Origin of the sequence: Vibrio sp. VB16, from assembly GCF_015594925.2 — a bacterium.
Taxonomy (GTDB): Bacteria; Pseudomonadota; Gammaproteobacteria; order Enterobacterales; family Vibrionaceae; genus Vibrio.
Genome location: NZ_CP087591.1, coordinates 1,528,078 through 1,554,447 on the forward strand (window position 1 = coordinate 1,528,078; position 26,370 = coordinate 1,554,447).

26 protein-coding genes are annotated in these 26,370 nt (G+C 40.8%); 10 read left to right on the top strand and 16 right to left on the bottom strand.

Translation table 11 applies throughout. The features are described from left to right. Window positions 1-152 precede the first annotated feature (152 nt). Entirely contained in the window at window positions 153-3,011 is a 2,859-nt protein-coding gene (locus tag IUZ65_RS23185; protein WP_195706360.1) for an HD-GYP domain-containing protein, read from the top strand. A 457-nt stretch (window positions 3,012-3,468) separates the two neighbouring features. Further along, the gene (locus tag IUZ65_RS23190; protein ID WP_195706361.1) at window positions 3,469-4,845 is read left to right on the top strand and encodes a GGDEF domain-containing protein; all 1,377 of its coding nucleotides are present in this window, start codon (window positions 3,469-3,471) and stop codon (window positions 4,843-4,845) included. Window positions 4,846-4,899: 54 nt separating this feature from the next. Here the strand turns inward: IUZ65_RS23190 and IUZ65_RS23195 are convergent, their stop codons facing one another. After that, window positions 4,900-6,309, bottom strand: a complete 1,410-nt coding sequence (locus tag IUZ65_RS23195) for an amidohydrolase (RefSeq protein ID WP_195706362.1) — start codon at window positions 6,307-6,309, stop codon at window positions 4,900-4,902. Between the two features lie 447 nt (window positions 6,310-6,756). Between IUZ65_RS23195 and IUZ65_RS23200 the strand changes: the two genes are divergently transcribed. Beyond that, entirely contained in the window at window positions 6,757-7,698 is a 942-nt protein-coding gene (locus tag IUZ65_RS23200) for a sensor domain-containing diguanylate cyclase (RefSeq protein ID WP_195706363.1), read from the top strand. 587 nt (window positions 7,699-8,285) lie between these two features. Here the strand turns inward: IUZ65_RS23200 and IUZ65_RS23205 are convergent. The 9 genes from IUZ65_RS23205 to IUZ65_RS23245 form a co-directional block, all read right to left on the bottom strand. After that, window positions 8,286-8,429, bottom strand: coding sequence for a YoaH family protein (locus IUZ65_RS23205; RefSeq protein ID WP_195706364.1), 144 nt, complete (start codon window positions 8,427-8,429; stop codon window positions 8,286-8,288). Window positions 8,430-8,473: 44 nt separating this feature from the next. After that, a complete protein-coding gene (locus tag IUZ65_RS23210; protein WP_195706365.1) occupies window positions 8,474-9,658 on the bottom strand; it encodes a conjugal transfer protein TraF in 1,185 nt (394 codons plus the stop codon). 61 nt (window positions 9,659-9,719) lie between these two features. Further along, window positions 9,720-10,577, bottom strand: a complete 858-nt coding sequence (locus IUZ65_RS23215) for a DUF2861 family protein (RefSeq protein ID WP_195706366.1) — start codon at window positions 10,575-10,577, stop codon at window positions 9,720-9,722. Between the two features lie 5 nt (window positions 10,578-10,582). Further along, a complete protein-coding gene (gene vxrB / locus IUZ65_RS23220) occupies window positions 10,583-11,248 on the bottom strand; it encodes a response regulator transcription factor VxrB (protein ID WP_195706367.1) in 666 nt (221 codons plus the stop codon). Next, entirely contained in the window at window positions 11,223-12,683 is a 1,461-nt protein-coding gene (gene vxrA / locus IUZ65_RS23225) for a sensor histidine kinase VxrA (protein WP_195706502.1), read from the bottom strand. The genes vxrB and vxrA overlap by 26 nt, the downstream gene beginning before the upstream one ends. 168 nt (window positions 12,684-12,851) lie before the next feature. Continuing rightward, window positions 12,852-14,228, bottom strand: a complete 1,377-nt coding sequence (pntB, locus tag IUZ65_RS23230) for a Re/Si-specific NAD(P)(+) transhydrogenase subunit beta (protein ID WP_195706368.1) — start codon at window positions 14,226-14,228, stop codon at window positions 12,852-12,854. A 10-nt stretch (window positions 14,229-14,238) separates the two neighbouring features. Further along, the gene (pntA, locus tag IUZ65_RS23235; RefSeq protein ID WP_195706369.1) at window positions 14,239-15,774 is read right to left on the bottom strand and encodes a Re/Si-specific NAD(P)(+) transhydrogenase subunit alpha; all 1,536 of its coding nucleotides are present in this window, start codon (window positions 15,772-15,774) and stop codon (window positions 14,239-14,241) included. Between the two features lie 307 nt (window positions 15,775-16,081). Then, the gene (locus IUZ65_RS23240) at window positions 16,082-16,360 is read right to left on the bottom strand and encodes an HlyU family transcriptional regulator (RefSeq protein ID WP_195706370.1); all 279 of its coding nucleotides are present in this window, start codon (window positions 16,358-16,360) and stop codon (window positions 16,082-16,084) included. A 36-nt stretch (window positions 16,361-16,396) separates the two neighbouring features. Continuing rightward, on the bottom strand, window positions 16,397-16,765 hold the full coding sequence (locus tag IUZ65_RS23245) for a late competence development ComFB family protein (RefSeq protein ID WP_195706371.1): 369 nt from the start codon (window positions 16,763-16,765) through the stop codon (window positions 16,397-16,399). A gap of 225 nt (window positions 16,766-16,990) precedes the next feature. On the opposite strand from IUZ65_RS23245, the gene IUZ65_RS23250 reads away from it, so the two are divergent. Further along, window positions 16,991-18,217 (top strand): GGDEF domain-containing protein, encoded by a 1,227-nt coding sequence (locus IUZ65_RS23250; RefSeq protein ID WP_195706372.1) that lies wholly within the window; start codon window positions 16,991-16,993, stop codon window positions 18,215-18,217. A gap of 4 nt (window positions 18,218-18,221) precedes the next feature. Here the strand turns inward: IUZ65_RS23250 and IUZ65_RS23255 are convergent, their stop codons facing one another. Continuing rightward, complete coding sequence (locus IUZ65_RS23255) at window positions 18,222-19,202, bottom strand: Solitary outer membrane autotransporter beta-barrel domain (protein ID WP_195706373.1); 981 nt, start codon at window positions 19,200-19,202, stop codon at window positions 18,222-18,224. Window positions 19,203-19,270: 68 nt separating this feature from the next. On the opposite strand from IUZ65_RS23255, the gene IUZ65_RS23260 reads away from it, so the two are divergent. The 4 genes from IUZ65_RS23260 (at window position 19,271) to IUZ65_RS23275 (ending at window position 21,219) form a co-directional block, all read left to right on the top strand. After that, the gene (locus IUZ65_RS23260) at window positions 19,271-19,717 is read left to right on the top strand and encodes a DUF1499 domain-containing protein (protein ID WP_195706374.1); all 447 of its coding nucleotides are present in this window, start codon (window positions 19,271-19,273) and stop codon (window positions 19,715-19,717) included. Between the two features lie 205 nt (window positions 19,718-19,922). After that, window positions 19,923-20,135, top strand: coding sequence for a cold-shock protein (locus tag IUZ65_RS23265; RefSeq protein WP_195706375.1), 213 nt, complete (start codon window positions 19,923-19,925; stop codon window positions 20,133-20,135). 204 nt (window positions 20,136-20,339) lie between these two features. Then, window positions 20,340-20,801, top strand: coding sequence for a DUF3069 domain-containing protein (locus IUZ65_RS23270; RefSeq protein WP_195706376.1), 462 nt, complete (start codon window positions 20,340-20,342; stop codon window positions 20,799-20,801). 241 nt (window positions 20,802-21,042) lie between these two features. Next, window positions 21,043-21,219: a hypothetical protein gene (locus IUZ65_RS23275; RefSeq protein WP_195706377.1), complete on the top strand. Its 177-nt coding sequence runs from the start codon at window positions 21,043-21,045 to the stop codon at window positions 21,217-21,219. Between the two features lie 38 nt (window positions 21,220-21,257). Here the strand turns inward: IUZ65_RS23275 and IUZ65_RS23280 are convergent, their stop codons facing one another. From IUZ65_RS23280 to IUZ65_RS23290, 3 genes are all read right to left on the bottom strand, one after another. Continuing rightward, window positions 21,258-22,994 carry an SgrR family transcriptional regulator gene (locus IUZ65_RS23280; RefSeq protein ID WP_195706378.1) on the bottom strand — a complete coding sequence of 579 codons (1,737 nt, stop codon included), beginning with the start codon at window positions 22,992-22,994 and terminating at the stop codon, window positions 21,258-21,260. Between the two features lie 85 nt (window positions 22,995-23,079). Then, window positions 23,080-23,313: a DUF3389 domain-containing protein gene (locus IUZ65_RS23285; RefSeq protein WP_195706379.1), complete on the bottom strand. Its 234-nt coding sequence runs from the start codon at window positions 23,311-23,313 to the stop codon at window positions 23,080-23,082. Continuing rightward, window positions 23,303-23,743: a hotdog fold thioesterase gene (locus tag IUZ65_RS23290; RefSeq protein WP_195706380.1), complete on the bottom strand. Its 441-nt coding sequence runs from the start codon at window positions 23,741-23,743 to the stop codon at window positions 23,303-23,305. Before IUZ65_RS23290 ends, IUZ65_RS23285 begins: the two co-directional genes overlap by 11 nt. Window positions 23,744-23,828: 85 nt before the next feature. On the opposite strand from IUZ65_RS23290, the gene IUZ65_RS23295 reads away from it, so the two are divergent. Both IUZ65_RS23295 and IUZ65_RS23300 read left to right on the top strand, forming a co-directional pair. Further along, on the top strand, window positions 23,829-24,617 hold the full coding sequence (locus IUZ65_RS23295; protein WP_231363621.1) for a M48 family metallopeptidase: 789 nt from the start codon (window positions 23,829-23,831) through the stop codon (window positions 24,615-24,617). 113 nt (window positions 24,618-24,730) lie between these two features. After that, a complete protein-coding gene (locus IUZ65_RS23300) occupies window positions 24,731-25,297 on the top strand; it encodes a PhnA domain-containing protein (RefSeq protein ID WP_195706381.1) in 567 nt (188 codons plus the stop codon). A gap of 60 nt (window positions 25,298-25,357) precedes the next feature. On the opposite strand, the gene IUZ65_RS23305 is transcribed toward IUZ65_RS23300, so the two are convergent. Beyond that, window positions 25,358-25,756 carry an ATP-binding protein gene (locus IUZ65_RS23305; protein WP_195706382.1) on the bottom strand — a complete coding sequence of 133 codons (399 nt, stop codon included), beginning with the start codon at window positions 25,754-25,756 and terminating at the stop codon, window positions 25,358-25,360. Window positions 25,757-25,944: 188 nt separating this feature from the next. Further along, a complete protein-coding gene (locus tag IUZ65_RS23310; protein ID WP_195706383.1) occupies window positions 25,945-26,136 on the bottom strand; it encodes a hypothetical protein in 192 nt (63 codons plus the stop codon). Window positions 26,137-26,370: the final 234 nt, after the last annotated feature.

Sequence of the window (26,370 nt, forward strand, 5' to 3'; positions counted from 1 at the left end):
ATGGGTTTAATTTAAGTACAACACTAGGGGTTCCGCTAGCTAATTGAATAACTTTTAAGGAAAAACGGCGAAAGTAAGATGAAATGCTGCCGACTCAATCAATTGCAACTATTCTAAATTTATCTCTAAGAATAAATAGGCCTTGATATTAGATGAAGAATACACGTAGGACATTCCCTATTCATGTTCATATTACCACTGTGATTATTATGATCGTTGTTATGGTCTCCGGCGTTCAAATTTGGTTAACCAATAAAGGATTAACGGACGTCATCTTTGAAGCCAATGGAAATGTATTTCATAGGATCGCGGCTCAAACACGAAGTCAAATGAGCGCGCATTATGGTGCGGCTTTTACCGCAGTTGGAACGTTTTCAAAGGGTAGTATCGTTGAAGCTCAAACAGCCGAAAGCCGCGAAAACTCGCTACCAGAAATTGCTCATTTGCTTACTGAATATACGCATATCACCTCGTATTCTATTTATTATCCAGATGGTGATGTTTTTTTCGTGATGCGGGTGAAAGGTAGTGAGATGAGAAAACGTATGGGGTTGCGAGAAGAGACCATTTTTGTCGTCACTCATCGAAGATCTAATTTTGTTCGTATTAAAGGCTTCAATTCGTCGTTAGTTTTCACCGAACACGTTGGCGCTTCAAAAACTGAGTTATTTAACAAACAACACCCATTTCAAAATGCGGTGCAAGATAAAAACCTAATTTCAGAACCAAAATTGCTTAGAGGCGTCAATGAAGCGGGTATCGCTATTTATCGAGCGAGTAATAACGGAGCGGTTGTTGCTGCGGAAGTGTTGCTTGCAGGTTTACGCGATTCGTTAACCGATACGCTAACCAACAAATCGTCGATACGAGTGCTTTACGACGATTCCAAGACGGTTTTTGCTTATAGCGATGCTTCTCGCTCTGAACTTTCGTCTCATGCGTCGTTATCGAACTTAGAAAAATTTGAGAACCCTTTAGTTCCATTCGCTATTGATCAATATCGCCGCGATGGAAAGTTAGGGCTATTCGAGTTTGATAATGAGCGCTGGTTCGGTGAAATTATTACGCTAAAACCGCTTAACAGTGATCATGTTCATTTGCTAATGGCGGCAAAAGCCTCAGAGTTGTTTGATCAAGGAGGATTAATTAAACGGCAGACACTATTTGGCTCACTATTGGTTTTTGCTCTGATGTTACCTGTTATTTACTTAGCTTCTCGCTCTATTTCTAAACCAATTAAAATGGCGACGAAAAAAGCGAAAGAGATTGAGAGTTTTAATTTTTCAACTCCGATTGACTCACAAAGCTACATAAAAGAGATTCAAGATCTCAATAACGCTCAAGCCGCCACTCAAAACACCATTAGCCGATTTATTTCTTTAACACATAACATCGCACACGAAGAAAACTTAGAGGCGCTGCTAGAGCTAGTTTGTCGCGATACGATTAACGCAGCAGAAGCCAATGGGGTTTTTCTTTATTTATTGGACACAGAGAACAAATGCTTAGTACCTAAATACGTTTGGTGGGAAGGGGCAACAGAAGGCGATATAAGTCGAACATTAGACGCGAAGGTGCCTGTTGCTGAGTCAGGCCAATTTATTCGTCAGATATTCATTGAAAAGAAACACCATATATTTCAAGCTAACGAACTTCCAAATTTGGATATTGATTGGAAGGATAATCAAACCAGTCAGGTTGTCGCTATACCGTTAAAAGACCGTGAAGGAGTTGTGATTGGATCATTTGGTGTGTTGTATGACGATGGCAAAGCGCAGGCTCAGTACGAACGATTTGCTGACTATTTAGACTCGTTACTCGGTTTTTCATCGGTTGCAATTGAAACGCACTCTATGATGGCTGCCCAGCAAGCGCTTTTGGATTCATTTATTAAAGTGATTGCTGGGTCATTAGATAAAAAGTCCCCTTATACAGGTAATCATTGTCAACGGGTTCCAATACTAACAGAGTTGTTAACTCGCGCGGCTCAGGAGTCTACATTACCGCCATTTGACCACTTTTCGCTCAATTTGAAAGAGTGGCAAGAATTGAAAATGGCGAGTTGGTTACATGATTGCGGAAAAATCACGACTCCTGAACACGTGGTCGACAAAGCTACCAAACTGGAAGCGATCTATAACCGAATCCACGAAGTAAGAATGCGCTTCGAGGTTATCAAACGCGATGAAGAAATCACGATGTTGACGTCTTTGGTGCAATCGTACCCAGCCGGATGGCGAGAGCAACTAATAGAAAAATGTGACCAGTTAAATCAAGATTTTGAATTTGTGGCTCGACTTAATATTGGTGCAGAGTTTGTCACACAATCAGATCTGGATAGGTTAAATGAAATTGCATCTCGAACCTGGACTAGAACCTTGAGTAAACAACTTGGTATCTCATCAGCAGAAATGAAACAGCACACTGTAAGTGATGAATATCCAACTGAAGAGAAATTACTGAGTGATCGATCCGAGCATCTTATTGATTGGGATGGAGAGCATATACTTGATGATAGGTTCACAATGAAGCCGACTCAGTATCAAGCGAATAGGGGAGAAATATATAACTTAGGCATCCAACGCGGCACATTAACGGAAGAAGAACGGTTTATCATCAACGATCACATTGTTCAAACCATCCATATTTTGGAATCATTACCTTTTCCACAACATATGCGAAATGTGGCAAAAATTGCAGGAGGCCACCATGAGAAGATGAATGGTGAAGGCTATCCTATGGGGCTGATGGGCTCTGAGATGCTGATGACGGCAAAAGTGATGGCTATTGCCGATATTTTTGAAGCACTCACCAGTTCAGACCGCCCATACAAAAAAGCAAAAACACTGTCTGAGTCGATAAAAATAATGAGTTTTATGGCGAAAGATGAACATATTGATTCTGATCTGTTCGCATTGTTTGTCAGTTCAGGGGTTTATAAACGTTTTGCTGATGAGTACTTACAGCCAGAGCAAATTGATGACGTAGATATTAGCGCGTATCTAACATGATGTTTACGTTGAAAGCCTGTTCTCGTTTACGAGAGCAGGCTTTTTTATAATTTATAGGTACTAATATTTGTATAGTAGACGCACAATCCACGAACATGCAAGATTTATTATTATCGGTAAGTAATTGATCTATAGTTAGAGTAACGAGTTATATGAAGTTATAGTATCCCGAGGATGATTTAACATAATATACGTAATACGCACTAATGGGTAAGCCGTGATTATCGTTCGCTAAAATCATTGTTGTGGCTATTCGTGGCTACTTTTTTGGACCTCAACGTTCTCGTATCTTTTCCATATTACTTTGTCTTGAGTTGGTCGCGGACACATTTGTTGATCGTCGATATAGACTCGACGAAAAGTGTCCAAAATATTTGAAGTTGAAAAAGAAACGAACCGCGTTGGAAGGATGTATTAGTTATACCAATATTCGTAGAAGCAATGGTTTAATTTCTGAATGAAAAGCTTTAACATTGAAAAATATAAATTAATTGGACAAATAACAGTCATGTTAGAAGCTTTGGTTCTGAATGTTATAGTGTACTCAGTACCACCACTATACTTTTTGTCGTTGAACTCTCGTGCGCGCATTGCGTCACTCTATGGGTATATTGCGATTACCCTATTTGTCGGTGGATTAGCCGGCGCTATATATTCTTTTCCTTTCTCTGAATCTGTGAATATATCTGGCGGAAATATTGCTTACGGTGCTTTCATGATGTGTACAGTCATGTTAATCATTATAGAAAATGATACCTGTACATTTAGGAACATGATTCGCTTGGTGTTGATGATTGACACATTCGTCTTTTTTGGATTTAGCTTCATGGCATGGTTACTCGGTTCTGGGTTGGTTATAGACCCATTCAACCTGCCCCCTTCAATTTTTTACGTTTCTTTTTGGGTGCTTATTATTGGTGGGGTTTTAATATTGGGTGAGATTCTACTGCTCTTATTTGTATTTCAGCAAGTTCGTAAGCATTTTTCTAGTCTGTTCTCAGTTACTTCTATCTTTACATTGACGTTTATCCTGATTCTCTGCGCTGATGGAATATTTTTCCCGCTTGCCGCTTTTGCATTGGGACTGAGTCCTTTATCCGTTAATATCATTTTTGGTAATATATTAGGTAAGTTGTTAATAGCTATATGTTATAGCTTTCCTTTGTTAGTTTTTTATTTGATTTTTCGACAAAAACTCTCACGATTTATTGCGACGCCGTTGAATATAAATGAACTGTTCGGAGCCCCTAGAGACCAGCTATTAGACTCTTTGCAACGTTACGAAATTCGAGATCAACAGTTACAACGTGACAAAAAGGAGCTCACAGAAATTGCGGAGCGAGATCGGCTAACGTCACTCCCAAATAGACATAAATTTGACGTTACGTTTGAAAAAGAATGGTATCGATGTCAGCAGGGAGGACAGCCTTTGACATTGGTGATTGGGGATATTGATTTTTTCAAACAATATAATGATACGTATGGACATCATCAAGGGGATGAATGCCTTAAAAAGGTTGCAACACTCTGGGGTAACATGTTCGAAAGATCATCTGATCTTCCTGCACGGATCGGAGGTGAGGAATTTGCGGTCGTAGTACCAAACTCATCATCGGATCAGATATTGTCTAGTCTTCAGAATTTTCTGGTGATATTACAAGAAAAAAAGATACCTCACAGCACATCGTCTATTTCTCCGTACATTACTATGAGTATAGGGGCAGCAAGTGTTTTTCCTAGCAAGGAGTCTTCAACGAACGATCTGTTTGTTCTTGCTGACCAATGCTTATATTCAGCTAAGCATAAAGGAAGGAATCAGATTGTCGTTAGATAGCTTATACAAGACTATTAACAAGGCCTGCGTTAACAGGCCTTCAACGGTAACTAATTACTGAACGACTTCACCGCTATCTATAACGGTTTTGCGAACTATGTCTGAAAACGCCAGTGCTTCTTCTCGGATTTTGTCTTCGTCAACCGTCAGCATTTTTTTATCTTGCATCAGCACTTTACCGTCAACAATAGTATGTCGAACGTTTGTCGCATAAGCAGAATAAACCAAAGCCGAGTACGGGTTGTAGACGGGAACCATATTAGGTGCCTTGGTATCTATCACAATAATATCGGCTAGTTTGCCTAGTTCTAACGAACCGATTTTATCTTCCATATGCAGTGCTCTAGCTGCACCCATTGTGGCCATATCGATAACCTTGATTGGCGGCATTGCTGCACGATCATGGTTAACTAATTTGTGTACTTTGGCCACCTGGCTAAACTCGTCGATAGTGCTTAATGTATTACCTGACATCGGCCCGTCAGTTCCAAGCCCGATACGGACGCCTTCGTCATACATTTTAAGTGCTGGTGATACACCTTTTGCAGATTTAATATTCGCACTCATATTATGTGCAACGCCCATATCGCTCTCTTTTACGAGTTCAATATCTTTGTCGTCGACCAAAATCATGTGGGCACCGACCAGTTTGTCATTCAGAGCACCAATGTCATGCATGTACTGAACTGGGCTTTTCCCGTCACTGATCTTGGCTATTTTTTCTTGCTCACGTGTTGACTCTGCAAGGTGAATCAATACAGGGACGTCTTTTTCGTTAGATAATTGGGCGATTTTTTGTAGAATCTCGGTGGTATTGGTGTAAGGCGCGTGTGGTGCAAATGCGGGTGTGATGCGCGGATGGTCTTTATATTCGTCAATAAAGTTGAGTGCGTATTGAATGCCCTCTTCAGCATTTTTGGCATCAGCTACTGGGAATTTAATGACGGTCTCACCAAGTACGGCACGCATACCAATTTTATCGACAGTCTTTGCTACTTCGTCTTCAAAATAGTACATATCAGCATAAGTAGTGACACCACCCTTAACCATTTCCACATTACCTAGGTTGGCACCAATGCGGACCATGTCACGAGAAACGAGCTTCGCCTCGAGTGGAAAAATATAGCGGTGTAATCGGTCGGGAACGTCATCTGCTAGAGAACGAAATACAGTCATTGATACATGGGTGTGGGTATTAATAAGGCCTGGCATGACGATGTCGCCGTCTACATCATACGTAATGTCCGCTTCATATTGACTGGCTATAGTGTTATCACCAACAGCAACAATTTTGTTGCCTTTAATGGCAACCGTTCCTTGATTGAATACTTGTTTTTCTGCATTCATCGTTAGCACTGTTGCATCTGTAATTAAAATGTCGACCTTTTCTATCGCAAAGGTGGACATTGAAAATAGACTTGATGCAGCGATAGATAACGCTAAAAATGTTTTGTTAAGTGTCATTATGTGTTCCTAATTTGGTGTGATAAAACCGTAGAACTTGTCAGTGGTTGGTTTTTTACTCTATATCTTGGGATAAGGATCTAGTGAACATCAATTTGATCAACATCGCGGTTCTTTCATTTTGTGGGGATGACCTAATTATTGACTGCATATATTAATACCGAAAACCAATTATATCCGGTGGTTTAATCACACTTATCAATAGACATGATATTTGAATCGATTTACTGCTGTTATATCTGTCAGTTACAAATATATCTTTCTCCTAGCGAGGTCTGCTAATCGTTCGGTCTTTTGTCGTACTATTTACTGAAGCGCTAGGTAACTCATCAGAACCGCTCGCTGTTCAGACGATTTGATTGATTCGAGTCAAGTTATGCTAGTCTATCATTCGTTAAACTTATGGGTCGTTTCCTTAAACTGATAAATCTATCAGGTAATTACTGTATGAATGGTAAAAATTATAGTTATTCAGAGTTGCTGTCTATCTTAAAAGCCCTTCCGGATAGGGTGTTTATTTTGTCAGAATCAGGCAAGTTTCTAGACGCTTTTGGTGGCGTTGATACGGAGGTCACTTACACGACAGATTCCATCGTTGGCTTAAATCTAGAAGATATTTTGAATAAGAGCAAAGCGAGTGAGTTTCTTGCTAAAGTGACGGAAGCATTAGAAACACAGAAGACTCAACATTACCTATATAGCTTCACTCCTGATAATTTTCCTACAATACCGGATATAACGATTCCAGAAACAACCCAGTGGTATGAAAGTCGTATTCAGCCTCTAACAAGTCCTATCCATGGGCAAACTGCTGTGGTTTGGATTACTCGAAATATCACCACCAATCAAGAACATCAAGATCGATTAATTGAACTGTCCGAACATGATGACCTTACACAACTACTCAATCGTCGTGCTTTTAGTATGAAAGTAAATCAGTGTTTTGGCTGTGTAAAAAGGAACAATATAGAAACAACCTTGTTAATAATCGACATCGACCATTTCAAATTGGTTAATGATACTTATGGGCACCTTTTTGGTGATGAAGTGATTCGAAGTGTCGCCAATATATTAAAAGATGAAGTGCGTGATATCGGTAATGTTGGTCGTATCGGTGGCGAAGAGTTTGCAATCCTATTGAAAAATACAGGCATTAATGATGCTCATCTATTCGCAAGCCAGATAGGCAAAAAAATTGAAGAACATCATTTTGCATTTAATTCAGATCAAACTCGCGTGACAGTCAGCATTGGAGTAAGTAAGGTGAGTCACGGTGATGTAGGACAAAACGACGTGTTTCATCGAGCAGATAAGGCACTGTACGAATCGAAATCAAAAGGCCGTAATAGAGTAACAATCAATTGTATCGAAATGGACTACAAACAATAAATGACCAAGATATTGCCATTGTGACGCTCTAAAACTTTTCAATCTCCCCAGTTTGTTCAATTGCTTCGCATTTGATAATGCGCTCTGAAGCGATCCTGTTATATATGACCATTTCCATCTATCCCCAAAAATTAAAAAATCACAGGCGTGTCCTACGTGAAATCTACCGGTTTTAGTGGGCAGTTATCCATAGATCTTGTTGTAAGAACGAACAAAATAGCGGCCTGTTATTCCCATAACGAATAGCAAGTACTTACCAACAAACGACCACCAATAAGGCAGCAATACATTAAACCAATAAAATACAACCCAAAGTAACGACGTTACATTAAGGAGTGTTGGGTTTGTGGGTTATGGTTTAAATGAAGAATCTTGAATAGATATGCACAGATAAGTCATTGAAATTACGAGCTACTTTCGGAAGTCCGGGCAAAGATTTACTATAAAGCTCATAGCTTATGGATTTTTAGAGGTGTGTGCTGATATCCCAGCGTGCATTGTGTTAGGTTTTAGGTATAAGTTATTTAGTTATAGTGCAGTAAGCTTTGCGAAAAAAGAATAGAAGTAATACGTTATTAGCCACTCTCCTACTCTGCTTTGGCTTTTCTTATTTGTTTTGCTACGCGTTTGATGGCTTCAGCCGTACTTATACCTTGCTTCATCAACTCTTGGATTTGCTCAACCGCTTCTTGTTGCTCTTGATGCGTTAACGTTGGTAGATCGTCAAACATAAAACCGCCCCTTAATGGTAAGGGGCGTGACTATAATGACTTTTTTAATAAGTCGCAAGAAAGTTCGCGTATGCACCCATAGAATCTTCGTTGGTATAACTTACCGCTAGGTCCAATTCGAATAATCCTAGAGGTGAAATACCTAAACCGCCAGTTACTGTCCCATCGCTATCTTCATACGCTAGGTTGATCTTATAACCGGCTCGTAGTTGGAGTTGTCTCATAATATCAATTTCCATACCTACGCGAACCCATTGTGTATTGTCTTCGAACTGATCGAATCTTTTGTCTTCGTTTACATCATAATCTGCACTTAGTGAAAAATAGTCAGCAACGAAACCCGCGCCAATTGTATATTGAGGGCGCAATTGGTAGGTATAGGATTGAGTTGAACCAGAAGACGTGGTTGATACTTGCGTTTCAATATCTCGTGATACCAAGTTCGTTCCTGCGAAACCCACTCGGAAAGGCCCATAGAACCAAAGGGCACCAACGTCTAGATTAAACGTACTTTCCGATGTGCTGTTTTCAAATACGTCTTTCAGATCGTAACTCTCAACAGAAGCTGAATAGATATAGGTATTGATTCTCTGAAACTTGGGTGTGACACCAAAAGACATGTGCTGACCAAAGACGGTCTGGTACTTGGCTAAAGACGCCCCCGCTTCCAATATACCAATAGAAACAGCATTGACTGTACTTCGGCTTGCTCTATCTGCAATAGCCGCTTGTTCTGGGAGCGAGTCGTTGGAAGTGGCAATATCCGGCGCAATGAAAGACTCGGCATAGGCTTTACCAAAAATGGTGGTCGAAATGTAAGGGTTAGGGATACCAAATGCGGCAACAACACCAAACTCTACTCTAGCGTTATCGCCTTCCATGTCATTCATAACCGCATCGAGTTCATCAATTTTTTCTTGAGTAAATGTAGATGAGTCATTTAGATCAACGCCACTAATCAAATCAGCCATCGTATCAATATTATCTATCAACTGATTCTCATCGTTATATGAAATCCCGACACCGGGTAAAAGCATACCCGCATCATCGTTTCGGCGATAGATTGCCCCCATAGCCGGGTTATAAAACGGAGCTGTTAAGTAGCTTGCGGATACCACACCAACTCCACCCATGGCGTCACCACGGGCATCGATAGAATAACTCGCGCCCATCGAATAAGAGGATGAAAGAGTAACAACTATTGCCGCTGATAAGCGTAATTTATTCATGTTTATCGCCTAGAATTAATCCATTAATTTCGTATCGGCTAAAAAGAAAAAGACTTTAGGTTTATTCAGAGGAAATATCGTATGTTTTACTTATAACCTGTTGATCTTCAATAATTACAGGCCCTTGCCAGCGATGGTGTGTAATTCCAACAGCAAGTACATACCTATCTGGCTTTAGCTCACTAATTGGTAATTGCGTTGGGTACTTACCTTCGTACTCTTGATTCCAAACACGGACATACTCGTCTTTGATGTAATCATAAAGTGACACAGTTAATACGGGCAAAGTACAGTATGGATTGAGTTGGGCTAGTCTATCCACAGCCCAGCTATCTTTTGACTCCCATCTGACTACTTCTTTATTGACAGACTCACCCATGACTATCCATTGGTGCCATGGTGGGTTGTTGTCACTATTCACTTCTAAACGGTACAACCCACTCGGCAACCGTTGGTTAAGTTCGTAGCTGATTCTAAAAATATTTTTTGCTTCACCTTTGATAACTTCAAAGTTCGCCTCTTTGGATACGACGGTATCAGGCCATCGAAGCAGACGAATACCTGTAATGTCGGTTTCTGAAGTGATTTCAACGATGACTCTAGAAACCGTTCTACCTGGGCTTTGAATAGATTGCCTTTTCACTATTATGCTGCGAATCCAAGGCGCTACAGGTTCGGTTGCAATACTTTTACCACAGTCGTTTTCTAAGGTTTTTTGCAATAATTCATTTAGATGATTCTCTACGTACTCGGTAGGGTCGGATTGCCAAACCTGAATCATCGCATCAAAACTGCCCTTTAGGTCGTTATCAAGTAGCTTCTCATGGGCTTGATTTAAAGGCGAACTTGTCTCAAACCAAGTTTTTGCAACACCACAAAAACTTGGTAATAGTAGAATTAGAACAAACAAATTTCGCATTCGTTTTATGCTTTCATCTTATAACCAACACCACGGAGCGTTTCAATTTCAAGCCCTGGAATTTTTTGGCGAAGTTGAAGCACATGGGTATCGACGGTACGTGTGGTCGGAAAATGATTATAACCCCATACATGGTCGAGCAATTCATCTCTCGTGAAGACTCGGCCTAGATTGCTGGCTAAAAAAAGCAGCAGATCAAACTCTGTTCTTGTTAACGTGATTGTTTGGTCTTGGCAAAACACTTCCCGTGTGGCTTTATCAATAACTAGGTTGCTGGTGATGACTTTGCTTAAGTCATCGTCATCGTTATCACTTCCAGGTGAACGTAGTTGTGCTCTGATGCGTGCAAACAGTTCAGCTTCTGCGAAGGGTTTGGTTAAATAGTCATTTGCACCTGCATCTAGGCCTGAAACTTTATCTTTGATTGTTACCAACGCGGTAAGCAAGATAACAGGCACTTTCTTAATCTCTTTCCATGCCGGAAGATGATCAACCGTATCACCATCGGGCAGTTGACGATCTAATATCACTAGGTCAGCTTTTTCCCAAAGTGGCGCTACTTCCACAATAGTTTCAGCATGTAAACACTCGTAACCTGCTTGCTCTAAACTTACTAATAATCCATCCGCCAAATTTTTATCATCTTCAACGAGTAGTAGTGTCTGTTTCACAGGGTATCTCCAATTTAAATGTGGTAGGTGGGCCAATGAGAGTCATAGTGCCCCCCATTCTATCCACCATCGATTCAACAATCGTTAAACCAAGACCTAATCCAGCCTTACTGACAAACGGTTTCTTAACTGTTTTCCAATTTTTCTTAGTCAAATTGCCCTGATCTATTATTAAAAATGCAATTGAACTCGTACTTACTTTTACTTTTAGTTGTATTGGTTCTACACCGTATTTTATCGCATTGTTAACCAAATTATCGAGGCAGGTGCCTAACCAATACACATTAACTTTTACAGCAGCGTCTTTACTCAGCTCAATGTCTATGGTTTTTGCACTCTCTTCATATCTATAGTGTAGCCATTCTTCTACAGATGGAATCCATTCAGACGCTAAGTTTTGATGTTCAGATTGAAGGTAGTCTTTGCTTGCTTCAGCGAGTTGCCTTAATCGCATCGTGTCTTCACAAAGTCGCCTAAATTCGTCATATACACTTTCAGGAAGGCGTTCGAATTCTCGTCTAAAACCTTCCACTGTAAGCGATAAGCTCGCGATCGGCGTTCTGAGTTCGTGCGTTAAAATTTGCAACACTAACATGCGGCTCTTCATCTCTTCGCGTTTTACGTTCCAGCGATAAATCGCCCACCCTGCGACCAAGGTAATATTTATGATGACCAGAGCAATCATACTCTTGAGCAGTAAGTCAGAATGGTCTTCCAGTTCCCAGCAGAGGTTGCCACGTTTTACGAAGCAATAAACATCTTTTTCCACGTATGTATATTTGAGTTCCGCTTCAGTGGCATTATGTTGCCAAACTTCGTTAGGAAACACATAGTATTCGTTGCCTTTTTTTAGCCACATTTCTTCGTTTTCAACGAACATACGTTCGCCAGCTATCAATGCTGATATCGCATCAGTTTGCATTCTTTGTAAGCGACCCAGCAGCTCGGTTTCCTGAGCTAATGGTCTTTCTTTTATGTGCATATAGGACTGTAACTGATCAAATTGGTCTGGAAATTTTGTCGCGTATCGTAGCGCATATGTGCCGCCTCCGGGATGTATTAACCCAGATCGAGCAAACCACTTGGTGTTTAAAGGTGTGCCACGACAAATGGCTCGAACAAACACTAGCGGCACAGTAACCAGTGGGCTTAGAGGCAATTTACCTGTACAGCTTTGGGACAATTTATAAACTTGTTGGATATCTTTTAATGGATATTTGGCGGTTTGAGGCAACATGAACTCGGGAGACATCAACTTAGTAGGGAAATCGGTTTGAAGCACCCTAACATCGTAGTTCACTGTCGCTTGCGAATAATCGAACCGTTCCGTGAAATTCGAGATCCTTTCTGGCAACGTCGTCGCTACTACCTTAAATGGCATCAGTGCTATCAAGATAAAATAGGAGAAATTGCGAAAGTACAAATTGATGACCATCTTAAGAGTGAATAATAAATAATATAACATTATTGGTGAAAAGCACATTCTTCTCAAGAAGATAGCACTCATTACTACCTTTCAAGTTAGAGAAATGTAAAAGCCAACCTGTCATGGTTGGCTTTTAATTCAAATTAACTCTAAAAGTTAATGATAAACGCGTATTTATTACAGTGCTTTAGAAATGGCATCAACACTTTGCTTTGCATCACCAAATAGCATTTGTGTATTCTCTTTAAAGAATAGTGGGTTTTGCACACCAGCATAACCTGGATTCATCGAACGCTTAAAGACGATAACGTTACGAGCATGCCACACTTCTAATACTGGCATTCCAGCGATAGGACTGTTTGGATCTTCTAATGCCGCGGGGTTAACCGTGTCATTAGCGCCAATAACTAGCACCGTATCCGTTTCTGCGAAGTCGTCATTCAATTCGTCCATCTCTAGCACGATATCGTATGGCACCTTAGCTTCAGCCAATAGCACATTCATGTGACCGGGTAACCTTCCAGCTACCGGATGAATACCAAATCGTACTTTAACACCTAGACTACGTAACTTCTCAGTGATCTCGTGAACAGGATATTGCGCCTGCGCAACTGCCATGCCATAGCCGGGGGTAATGATAACGGACGTCGAGTTTTTAAGCATATCTGCAACGTCTTCTGCGTTTGTTTCTCTGTGTTCACCGTAATCTGTATCGCTATCAACGACAACGTCTTGACCAAAGCCACCCGCAATCACTGATAAGAACGAACGATTCATCGCCTTACACATAATGTAAGAAAGAATGGCGCCCGAAGAACCAACCAATGCACCGGTTACGATTAACAGATCATTCGCCAACATGAAGCCCGCCGCAGCGGCAGCCCAACCTGAATATGAGTTAAGCATCGATACAACCACTGGCATGTCAGCGCCACCGATTGAAGCGACTAAATGATAGCCGAATACAAACGCAATTAACGTCATCAGCATCAACGCGAACATACTGCCTTCCGCGTTCACAAAGATCATCATCAAGAAGAGAGACCCGATGACCGCTGCTAAGTTCCACTTATGTTTATGAGGAATGCTTAACGCTGAAGATGAAATAACACCACGAAGCTTACAAAATGCGACAATGGAACCAGTAAACGTAACGGCACCAATGAACACACCTAAGAATACCTCTATTAGATGAATATTTAGCATCGCTTGGTCTAGGATAATCCCGTGATCCAAGTAGCTGTTATAACCGACTAAAACAGCGGCCAAACCAACAAAGCTGTGCAATATTGCGACAAGCTCTGGCATCTCTGTCATTTCGACTTTTTTAGCGTAATGGATACCGATACCACCACCGATAACCATGGCGACGATGACCCACGCTAAACCCGCTGAATCTGGTGAAAAAATAGTCGCGATCAGAGCGATCGTCATACCTGTAATGCCGTAATAGTTACCAGCGCGTGCGGTTTCCTGCTTAGAAAGACCCGCTAAACTCATTATAAAAAGAACCGCAGCAACAATGTAGGCGGCCTGTACTAATCCTGCAGACATTTACTACTCCTTAGTCTTTACGGAACATTTCAAGCATACGTCTGGTAACAGTAAAGCCACCAAAAATGTTTATGCTTGCAATTAATACTGCGATAAAAGAAAGCACTGACACTGCCGTGTTTCCTTGACCAATTTGGAGTAACGCACCCACCACGATAATCCCTGAGATAGCATTTGTTACCGACATCAATGGAGTGTGTAATGCATGTGACACGTTCCAGACGACGTAGTAACCCACCACGCAGGCCAGTACAAATACCGTAAAATGAGCGAGAAATGCAGCAGGAGCAACACTAGCTACCCATGCAAAAGCACCAACAGCAACGGCTAGACCAGCAATTTTCTTCACTGGAGAAGCAGGTTCTTCAACCTTAGCTGTGGGTTTGACTGGCTGCTCAACTTTAACCTGTGGTTGCGCAGAAACTTGAATAGGTGGTGCTGGCCACGTTACTTCACCGGCTTTAACCACAGTAACACCTCGAAGAACGACATCTTCAAAGTCTATATCAATATTTCCGTCTTTCTCTTTACATAAAAGTTTGATTAAGTTGACTAAGTTTGTACCGTAAAGCTGTGATGATTGAGTCGGTAAACGACCAACCATATCGGTATAACCGACAATCTTCACGCCATTGGCTGTCGTAATGACTTTATCTGCAACCGTGTATTCACAGTTACCGCCGTTAGCCGCCGCAAGGTCAACGATAACGCTGCCCGCTTGCATACTATCGACCATCTCTTTGGTAATTAACTTCGGAGCTGGACGTCCTGGTATAAGTGCCGTCGTAATTATAATGTCGACATCTTTCGCTTGCGCTGCATAAAGCTCTTCCGCTTTTTTGTTAAACGCTTCAGACATCTCTTTCGCATAGCCGTCACCAGCACCGGAATCTTCCTCGAAATCAACTTCAAGGAATTCAGCGCCCATCGACTGTACTTGCTCTTTTACCTCAGGGCGAACATCAAATGCTCTTACAATCGCGCCTAAGCTACCTGCTGCACCGATAGCCGCAAGTCCGGCCACACCAGCACCAGCAACAAGAACTTTAGCCGGCGGAACTTTACCCGCTGCGGTTATTTGACCTGTAAAGAAGCGGCCAAATTCATGAGCCGCTTCAACAACCGCTCTGTATCCCGCGATGTTAGCCATAGAGCTGAGTGCATCTAACGCTTGAGCACGTGAAATACGAGGCACCGCATCCATCGCCATAACGTTGATGTTTTTGCTTGATAGCTTCTCCATTAACTCAGCGTTTTGCGCTGGCCAAATAAAGCTAATTAGGCTTGCACCTTCTTTAAGCAATTCTATTTCATTGTCCGACGGCGCATTGACTTTCAAGATGAGATCTAAATTCCAAATCTCTTCTTTAGTCGTCACTGTTGCTCCCGCATTTTGAAAGGACATGTTATCGAAGCTAGCTAAAGCTCCAGCGTCAGATTCTACCGAGACATCGAATCCCAGCTTGATTAGCTGTTCAACTGTCTTTGGCGTTGCAGCGACGCGTGTTTCACCTGCAAGTATTTCTCTAGGTACACCAATTTGCATAGTTATTCCCTACTATTGGCACAATTAATAAAGTGTTTTTATGAACGATGTTTGAAATCTAAAGTATTTTTTGCCAGAAATACATGTCTATATGACTAATCCGACCTCATTTGTAGGAAAATCATGCAGAACTGGCCGTATTGAATATCTAAATGATATCGAGGGCCTTTTATGTAAGCAAAATCGAATCAAAAACTAAAAGAGCCATTAGCATATACGCTAATGCCCCTTTCAAAAATGATGGAAATCAAGTTGTTTACTTTAACTAATTCAACTGCGTAGCATGGCTCACATCTCAGGCGCTTAATTAGAAGATATCGCCTCTCATCTGGTCGATAAACATTTTGGCTTTGCTTAACATAAGGCTATTCGCATCTTGCTCGGAACCGACAACATCAGAACGAATGAAGGTATGCTCTTTAAGTTCTCCATCTATCTCTTTCGTAATTCGTCCTGCTATTCTGTACTGTCCGGATTCGGACTTTGCTTCTTGGTAAATGAGAAAGCCATCATATTCTACTGGTTCAACTTGTTTTGCTTCGGCGTCTTTATTGCTCGAACCAAACAGTTTAGAAAAAAATCCCACAATTACTCCTAAATATATTGCGTTACTTAAAAGGTTTTATTGTTTCGACACGATAGGTACTTCAAACCATTCTAATTCACGATTGTCGTTGTCTACTTTACCTTTAGCTGAGTATTCAGATACATCTTCATCTTCACGAATTACGCGACGATCATCTTTAATCAAACCCTCTGCTGCAGTGACAGCGACTTCAGCTTGTTGCCTGAACACAAGTAAACGTGTTTCGGCTAAACGAGATAAGAAATCAATATCATGGCGGATGTATACGGGTCTTAACTGGTTCAGAGCTAAACACGCTAAATCTGCTAACTGTTCATTATTATACTTATCCGTATATTCGTCGTTAGCGAGTACCGCTCCCACTAGTGTTTCCATGTAATTATGCACATCGACACTTATTTGCATATTTTTACTCCAAGTTCCTAATTTAAGAGGATACTTATTTAAACTAGCACTATAGCCAGTTAACCTCAAGGTACAGACATTCAGCGGTTAGAAAAATGATGTACTCTGCTCATCTTAATCCTCAATACCGGAATTTATTCGATAAACTACTTTGATTTTCATGAATAAACAGTATGCTATCATCCTTAGTAACGATTCCTTTGCAATTCTAGCCACTTAGAGAACATGTCTTTCATACATTCAAATTTATTTAGACTCCTATTCCCTCTGATTTTAACTGTCATCATTTTCATTGGAATAAATAATGTCACCTTGTTGGTGCAAACAAATATACCCTTCGCCAGTCAACTGCCTTACTTTTTATTTGCAATCTGTATCCTACTTTGTCAAAGCTTTAATCAAGGTAGAATTGGTATGGTCGCAATAGCAATGGCTGCTGCGTACTGGGTTATTCAAACTAGGCTTCAAAGTTCTCTGTCTACAGGAACGACCCAAATAGAGTTTCTGATTTTGGCGTTCACTTTTCCTACGGCGTGCATCACCGTTTACCTTTTTCCTGAGAAACGTTTTTTCACTTTGTCCAGCGCACTCTATATCGCAATAGTAGCGATACTGTTTGGTTGGTCAGTGTTAACGGTTCAATTTGTCGAAAGCAATGGGCTAAATCAAACTTGGCAGAACATACTGTTTGTTATTCCTGAAATTTCACTACTACCCCTTATCATTATTCTTTATAGCCTTCTTTTGGTGGGTCTGTTTGCCATCATGGTACTGAGATACAATCGACCAATTGATGTTGCGGTATACTCAAGTCTTTGTATTTCGACGTTAACCTTTATCTTTTTCCAATATCCCTTTATCTCCAGCATTCTGTTTTCGTTAGGGGGAGTATTACTCACGCTCGGGGTTATTAGCACCAGTCACGAGCTTGCATACATAGATCAGCTCACAAACATTCCCGGCCGAAGAGCCTTAGACACAGAGCTTAAACATCTTGGTAAGAAATATACTATTGCAATGTTGGATGTAGACCACTTCAAAAAATTTAATGATACCTACGGCCACGATACGGGCGACGACGTGCTGAAGCTTGTCGCATCATTGATGGCTAATACCAATGGTAAAGCGAAGGTATATCGTTATGGTGGCGAAGAATTCACCGTATTGTTCAAAAATAAATACCAGGATGAAACAATCGATCATTTAGAAGAGCTTCGCGAAAGAATTGCCGATTACGAGATGATATTACGTAACCTTGATGACAGACCAAAAAATGACAAAAACGGCGTGACGAAAAGATCAAACTCACCTCGTTCAGGGGCGGTTAGCGTTACTATTAGTATAGGTGTTGCCGACAGTTTCGACACCCGCAACCCCAAGTCTGTGCTTAAAGCCGCGGATGAAGCCTTGTACAGAGCAAAAGAAGGTGGCCGGAATCGAGTATCGAATTAGCGGCTCAATCTTGGTTGAAATACAACACGATACTCCCTCCCTTAAGCGCGCTACCATAGTTTAGACTCAAGCCGATACCTACGTTGTCGATTAGAGTTGTCTCAAAGGGGGGTGTAATAAGCCACCCTCCCATAACTTCATAATAATAACTGGTTCCTAACGGTTCCGTAGAATCGCCATTCAAATCGACGCGTTTGAAACTGGCGAAAATAGATTGAACCATTCCACTCCATTCGGAAAAATCGTGATATATCTCCACTTGATTTATCCAACGGGCATTCTCGGGTTTACCAATATCACCGTTATTCGCTTCTCCCCACCCTCGGCCAGATGCGTAATTAAGCCTTGAAGATAACTGCCAGTTACCCCAATCAACCTCTTTCCTATAGCCTATTTTAAAAGACGGTTCTAATAAGAATGCCCACGCGTCCGTGTTATAGGCAACGCCATCTAAGCTGTTACTATAAGCACGGGAAATATTATTGTTGTAATCATAAGAGTTGGTGTAGTATAGCAAATGCCCGCCTATCCCGTACCTGAGAAACCAGTTTTCCGTCAACTGATCATGATAGTTGTATCCAACATACCCTCCATAAACCTTCTCTTTAAACGTATCACTCTTCGCGGAAGGAAAAATGGTCGAAAAATCCACCTCCTGCTCAACCTTTAGAAACGACAGTTTGAAATTGACACTGTGATAATCATTTTCGCTACTTTCCCAACTTTTTCCAAAAGGTACTGTCAATACGCTAATTCTTTGTCGCAAATCTATCGAGTCCGCACTGCCAATATCTTCATTGTCGAGGTTAAGTATGTTGTTGGGGTTAAAGTCACTAATTCCAAAAGTGAATGCGTCGCTGTCCGTAAGCACTACCGATGCTGCGAATGTATGCTCCAAGTTGCGTTGCAGGGCATTTGCCCAACTATAACTACTTAGACACGCACATAAATTTACACAAATTATGATCGATTTAAATGTACTCATCTGTTAAAACTATGCTCCTTATAGTCTCAAATAATTCTAAAAATACTCGTAATTCGAAGGATAAAGTAATGATATATAAAATCGTTCTCATTTTAGTCATCGGTCTAGGCGCATTTATGTTCTACAAGAACAACGCAACGCCGGCCTACTTGGGACTAAAGAATAATCAATTAGCTCCAATGCCATCATCTCCAAATGCGGTGTCAAGTCAAACAGATATAGAAGAAAAGAAAGTCAACCCTCTTTCATTTACTAGTATTGATGACGCAAAGAAAAATGTAAAACGCGTTTTCGCTCAACTGCCTAATAACAGTGTTGAAGTAGAAAATGATAACTACATGCACGTCATATTTACGACTGAAACGATGAGGTTTCACGACGACGTAGAACTTTTCTTCGACCTAGAACACCAGATCATCCATTATCGTTCACAGTCACGGGTTGGATATAGCGACCGTGGTCTTAATAAAACACGATACGAACAATTTTCGGAACTCTATAATGATTTGAATTAGTTCAATTAAACACCAATAGGCGATTAAAAAGCATACAGATCACAACTTGTAAATATTCACAACCTTTTAACTGGAAGAGTAAAAAAGGTTAATGTACGGTTAATTATCTGATGTGTTTTTACATCGGATAGTTAAATGCTAAAACTGGTTTATTGCATTTAACTCATTGTTTTGCATCAAACCGAAATTTACGTAGAGTTTAATTATGAGTGAAAAAGTCAATGGCACGGTAAAGTGGTTCAACCAAGATAAAGGATTTGGATTCATCACACCTGAGAACGGTGGTAAAGATGTGTTCGTTCATTTTTCATCTATCAGTGGAACTGGTCGCAGAAACCTTGAAGATGGCCAACGAGTGTCGTTTGTCATCACTGACGGTCAGAAGGGCCCGCAGGCTGAAGACGTCAGCGAGATCTAAACCGTTATTCAGACCACTAATGGTATAAACAAACGTTAAGCCGCCTTTAGGTGGCTTTTTTGTTTAATTTACCATCGATTACTGTTACAGCGTCACCTCAACGCTCGTCACGCCGCATTTTATTACCCTATTTCTACGGTATTGATTGACTTTCATGGGGTTCTTTTTAGCATGTGTATATTATTCCCTAATACTAAAGTTACTATGTCTACAGAATCTACTATTTCTACTGAAGAACAAAACTCAGAACAAGCCAAAATCGATCTCGAATTGGTCTCTGCTGAACTTCGCAAAGTCATCGAGTTTGATCAAGTGCCAGAAGAGATGTTGAACATGGTCGTGTCGATCCATGAGGTATCTGAGGAAGCCGTAAGGGAATCTTGGGATAGCTTACCTACTAGCGCACAAAATGTTTTAGATAACTTTGAACAGTTTCATGCATTGATCTCAGTAAGCCAAGCATTTGCTGGTCTAAATTTTATGGAAGAATATAAGACCTTAGAATTACCAAAGGATATGTCTGAACAAGAACAGGAAGACTACCGTACTCAGCTACTTGACCAAGTCCTTTATAATTGTGTTAAAGATATGGTTAAACAGATAAAGAAAGCGCGTCGTGACCCAATACTGAAACGTGATTTCATCGAAGTTTTTGAAAAGAAATAGTCAGGCCGTATAAATGAGTCGTGTTTCTTATAAAAAGAACACTATTAATTAGATATATGGATAGCTAATTTTTGCTTATTTTTTTTGTGATATTACCAAGGGTTGGAGTTACATTAAAAAAATGACTAATATGTGACCAAACGTTCGATTTAATTGACATAAATTAACTAAAATCGTTGACTACACTCGTTATTAGCCAGTAAAGTCATATGCGTTGTATATACGGATTTAAGGTAAGATTGTGACTTCAAAAAACAAAAAAGAGTCCAATAAAAAAGATAGCCAATTGATTATACGTATTAACGGTGAGCAGAGAGATAAATTTGTCTCAATGTGTGAGGATATGGATACCTCCGCCGCAAGAGAAATCAGACGATTTATCAAAGAGTTCTTAACAGAAAATAAAGACGAAGACTAATGACATGAATTTTAAAGCCAGTACATTGTACTGGCTTTTTAGTATGCGTTTTCTGGTTTTACCCAAACCCCACTAAAGTCGAACCATCCAAGTGCATTACATGTCGCATTTTGCAGGGCGCCACAATGTTCTTTATTCACACCTAACCAACAATGAAATAGTGGCACAATTTGATTTGATTCAACTAACTCCTTACCCAATTTCCTTGCAGGGAACTGAGCGCTCTTATCTTGTCGCCATTCTTCCACCAGAGAACACCATTGCTCAAACTGCCCTTCACTACTCATATCACTTATATTGCTATAGTTCATTAACCAACCGGCCAACGCATCATCTCTATCCGTACCAATCCCCATTGGTTTTAACCAGAGGTCTACGTTACTCACGTCTTCTAGATAGTGATGGTACTTTTTAAATACCACTGTAATTCCATCCTTACTGAGCAGTTTCGCTATAGCCTTTGCTAATGACGGGAATATAGGATGTTGCGAATGATAAGCCACCGTCACACTTTGTTTAGAGGGTGGCAATACTTTATCGCCACCGAGTGCTGAATGTTGCCAACCAGGCTTTAATCCGTAAGCGGGCAGCAAACCGAGATCTAGAATGGTCTCTTCGGGCAATAGGCGGAAGAGATTAAATGCATTTAACGTGGAGCAGAAATATTTGGCCCAGTTATCCTCTTTCGCTAACCCACGTTTACGGTTCAATAATAAGTAGGTACAGCCAGGGTCCAGCTTCACTTCATCGTCGCTCGATGATTTCGCTTTTATTGGGTTACTTAAACTCGGAACGACCATACTTGAATACACTTGGTCTATGACCCAAACTTCGACAACATCAACTAACGGCCTATAACCAAAATAATTATCAAATGCCTCAAGCACCAAACGTTTCTCATCATTTAGTTTTACCTTATAAGGTCCGGTACCTATCGGTAGGAGATCAAAGCCTTCCGACATCCATTCTGCAGGCGGCATTATCTTTGCGTTTGACTCTGCTAGCAATAAAGGAAAATGCCAGTCAGGCGCCGATAAGCGGATAGTTATGACCCATGGTTTTGGCGAAAACACGTCAATAATATGGTCAAACAACACGTTAGGGAAAACGTCGCGGTTAGGTTTCTTATCTTTCTGATCCACATTACAAGACAAAGCAGCGACTGAATCAACGACATGACCGATTTGCAACAAATCGCCATTATGAAAGCGCACACCAGGTCGGAGATAAAAACGCCAGTTTTTCCCATCATTTGATTCCCAAGTATGGGCAACGTCCGGTTGTAATTGGTCATTCTCGTCTAGTTTGGTTAAACCACTAAAAATCTGACGCATAATATTCTGTTCTGAGCGCCGATGAGGCTTGGTAGGGTTAAGCATGGACAGTTGGCGATAGTATGGTAAGCGAACATACTGCAGCCCTTTATTGTGGGTTACACCTAGATAATCTTCGATTACTTTTGCAAGCTTGCCAGCATCTTTGTTTAGAACAGTGAAGGCTTGTTCTATTCTTCCTTCTTCCAAATATTTTTTGGCTAGATTTTCGCTAACATCTTGTTGATTACGCTTGAAGATTATTCTAGAAAGATTCCCCCGCCCTGCCGCTGGATGCCATTCTATCCAGCCCTCGCCTGCCATTTTATTTAAGACAATTCGTGCGTTTCGTCGAGTACAGAATAAGATCGAGACTATTTCATCCAACTGTATGGCACTATCTTGACCTTTGAAGTACTCAAATAGGGATTCAAACTGTGTTCTTAGTCTCGGGCTGCTCATAAAGAGGAAATCTCACTTATTGTTGTTCTTAATAAATACTGTGGTAAATTTCCCTATTTTATCACAGCCAAAAAACATAGGTAAACTATTCCCATGTAATACCAATAGCTTGAGATACCGTTGTCAGTTGTAACTCATTGTCCAACTTAATAGACCATTTGCACTCTCCAGCATTGGCGAGTATTACATTTGCCCCTTTTCCGATAAGCTGGATAGCATCAATTTGTGCTTGCATGGTGACCATTTGGTCGCCGTTTACACGTACAACCAACTCATGTTGAGTTGCGATAATTTTTCCGCCAGAGAATTCAATCAACATTTTGGGCTCTCTTGTGTTTCATTACCGCTATCGTCAGTCTACTCGTGCAGACCAAACGATCTCGCTCATCAACAATATTGATTTGCCATACTTGAGTACTCGCGCCGATGTGAATCGGCTTGGCTTTGCCAATGACCATACCTTTGCGCATCGACCTTATATGGTTTGCATTTATATCTAAGCCAACGCAATAGTATTCGTCACTTACGCTAAAATTTGCGGCGACTGACCCCAGCGTTTCTGCCAACACTACCGAGGCTCCGCCATGCAACATACCCAGAGGTTGGTGGGTAAAATCGCAGACGGGCATGGACGCACAAATACAATCTTCACCTATTTCAGTGTATTCGATTTGTAGATGTTCAATCAGTGTGTTCTTAGAACTCGCATTAAGCGTATCTAATGTGATCGCTTTCTTCCAAATGGACATTGAAGATCCTTTATTGGTAATTGAACCGCAGTGATAAGAGCTGCTATGATTCAATTAGATTAGCCATTGTATTAGGACGTTATACGTGAATGGATTACAAAAAGCATTACTTTCGAGCATAACTTTAACGCTTGTTGCTTGTAGCTCTTCCCCGACTGGGCGCCATCAAATAATCATGTTTTCAGATCAACAGATGAATAGTATGGGTACTCAATCATTTGAGTCATTAAAGAAAGAACAGAAGATCAGTAAAAACAAAAAAACCAATGACTATGTGCAGTGTGTAACCAACGCTATTTTGCCGTATGTCGCGAAGCAAGAAGGCTTTTCAGAATGGGAGGTAGTTGTCTTTGATAGTGAGCAGGTCAACGCATTCGCACTACCTGGTGGGAAAATAGGCGTGTACACTGGATTATTAAAAGTGGCCGAGAATCAGGACCAACTTGCCACGGTAATTGGACACGAAATTGCGCATGTACTTGCCGAACATAGCAACGAGAGAATGTCTCAAGCTCAACTGGCTAATGTTGGGCTTCAGGTAACCAACGCTACATTGAATGATTCAGAGTATCAAGGACTCGCAATGGCCGCGCTTGGCTTGGGTGTTCAATATGGTGTTCTTCTTCCGTATGGCAGAACTCAAGAGTCAGAAGCCGATATAGTCGGCCTAGAGTTAATGGCAAACGCCGGATTTGACCCTTACCAAAGCATAGACCTCTGGAGAAATATGGCAAAAGCCTCCGGTGGCAACCAACCACCAGAACTGCTATCCACTCACCCGTCTCATAGTACTCGAATCGAAGATCTTAATGCGAAAGCTAATACGCTCAATAAATCGACAGCTCAACGGCCTCAATGCAAGATGTCGTTATAGCTGCAAAAGATAAAAACCATCATTCATTTTTTATAAAGCCACAATAATCGCTTTTATAAAAAACGATTACGTGGATAATACAGACAAAACTTAATAACCACGGTAAATACCCTATGTCTACAGAAGCTACTATGCTTGAACGCTGCGAATCAAAATGTGAGCTTTGCGCTGCAGAAACCACACTCACTCCATACGTTGTTGCTCCTCACTCGCACGTAACAGTTGATCATGCAATTATGATATGTGACACATGTACCGGACAGATTGATGATCCAGCAACCGTTGATGCTAACCACTGGCGCTGTTTGAACGACAGCATGTGGAGCCAAGTACCACCGGTTCAAGTGATGGCTTGGCGTCAACTTAAAAACCTTTCTTCTACCGAAGGATGGGCAATGGACCTGCTTGATATGATGTATCTTGAAGAAGACGTTGCGAAGTGGGCTGAGATCGGCATGGATGATGACGATGAAAAACCACGTGATATTAACGGTGTTGAGCTTAATAAAGGTGACGACGTAACGGTAACTAAAGACCTTCCTGTTAAGGGGACTAACCAAGTCATCAAACAAGGTACCGTTATACGTGGTATAAGCCTTAGCGACGATCCCAAGCTGGTTTCTGGTAAAGCAAACGGTCAATCTATGTATGTAATTACCGAGTTCTGCCGCAAAAAATAAGATGTTATTTTGAGCAATAAAAAAGGCGCTGATTTAGCGCCGTTTTTATACCTAGAAAACTTAAGAACACACTTCCCATTTTTTCCGCATATTGCTTATTGTGATTCTAGGAACTTGATGGATACTTCCATAATCTTCTTTACAAACCATTACCTCGAGCACTATGTTGAGCTCCTTTGCCATGTCTCGGTAAGGTTGCATTTCCCAACGCTGTACGAAGGTGTTAGAAACAACGACAGAGTGTCCATTCAGCAAAGCCTCTCGCACCTCTGTTTGACACCAGTTGTGTGCCTGTGAGAGTTTTTTCGCATCAAAGGAATAGTATCCCCCCTTCTCAACAAAAAACATGTCTGTCTCTATGTGCTGAATAGGAGAACTGTATTGCTCAATGATTCGCTTCGCTAGTGTACTTTTACCTGATCCAGGCAAACCACGTATAAGAATTAATTTAGTGATCACTTGACTGTCGCCCGGTTAAAATCATGTCGAATGTTTTAGCACAATTCATTCAGTGTCACCAGTTACCTTGGTTTGCGTGTTGCGTTGGCGATTAACAGCAAAAAGCCCCAAGTACGTCGTGTACTTAGGGCTTATAACTATTTACTTTAGGTCACAGGATAATACATACCTGCGTGTTAATCATACGTTTAACGCATGATACCCAAATCTTTTTGCATATGGCTAGAGAGGTCACTTGAGTAGTACGTAGACTCGACTTCGTTGCTTACAAAAAGAATATCTAAAATATGAGCAATCAATCCTTTGATATTAACCGCGTAGGTTTTTTTGTCCGTAGAGGTTGGAACAATAAGTGTATTCGCGTGCATTACTTGAGCCATGATAGCCTCTCTAAATTAATTGTGATTGCTGTTTCTATGTAAGAGATTTTAGGCTGTTTTTTGACATAGTATAAATGACAATAATTACACATTCAGATTAGTTATTCTAATGAAACAACAATTTAACAAATTCATCGAAAATAAATTCATTTTTTTTGATTACTGGTCGCATATTACGCAGAATACCTGCATATTTAGAAAATATGGCTCTATATACGCCTTTGGTTTTAACAA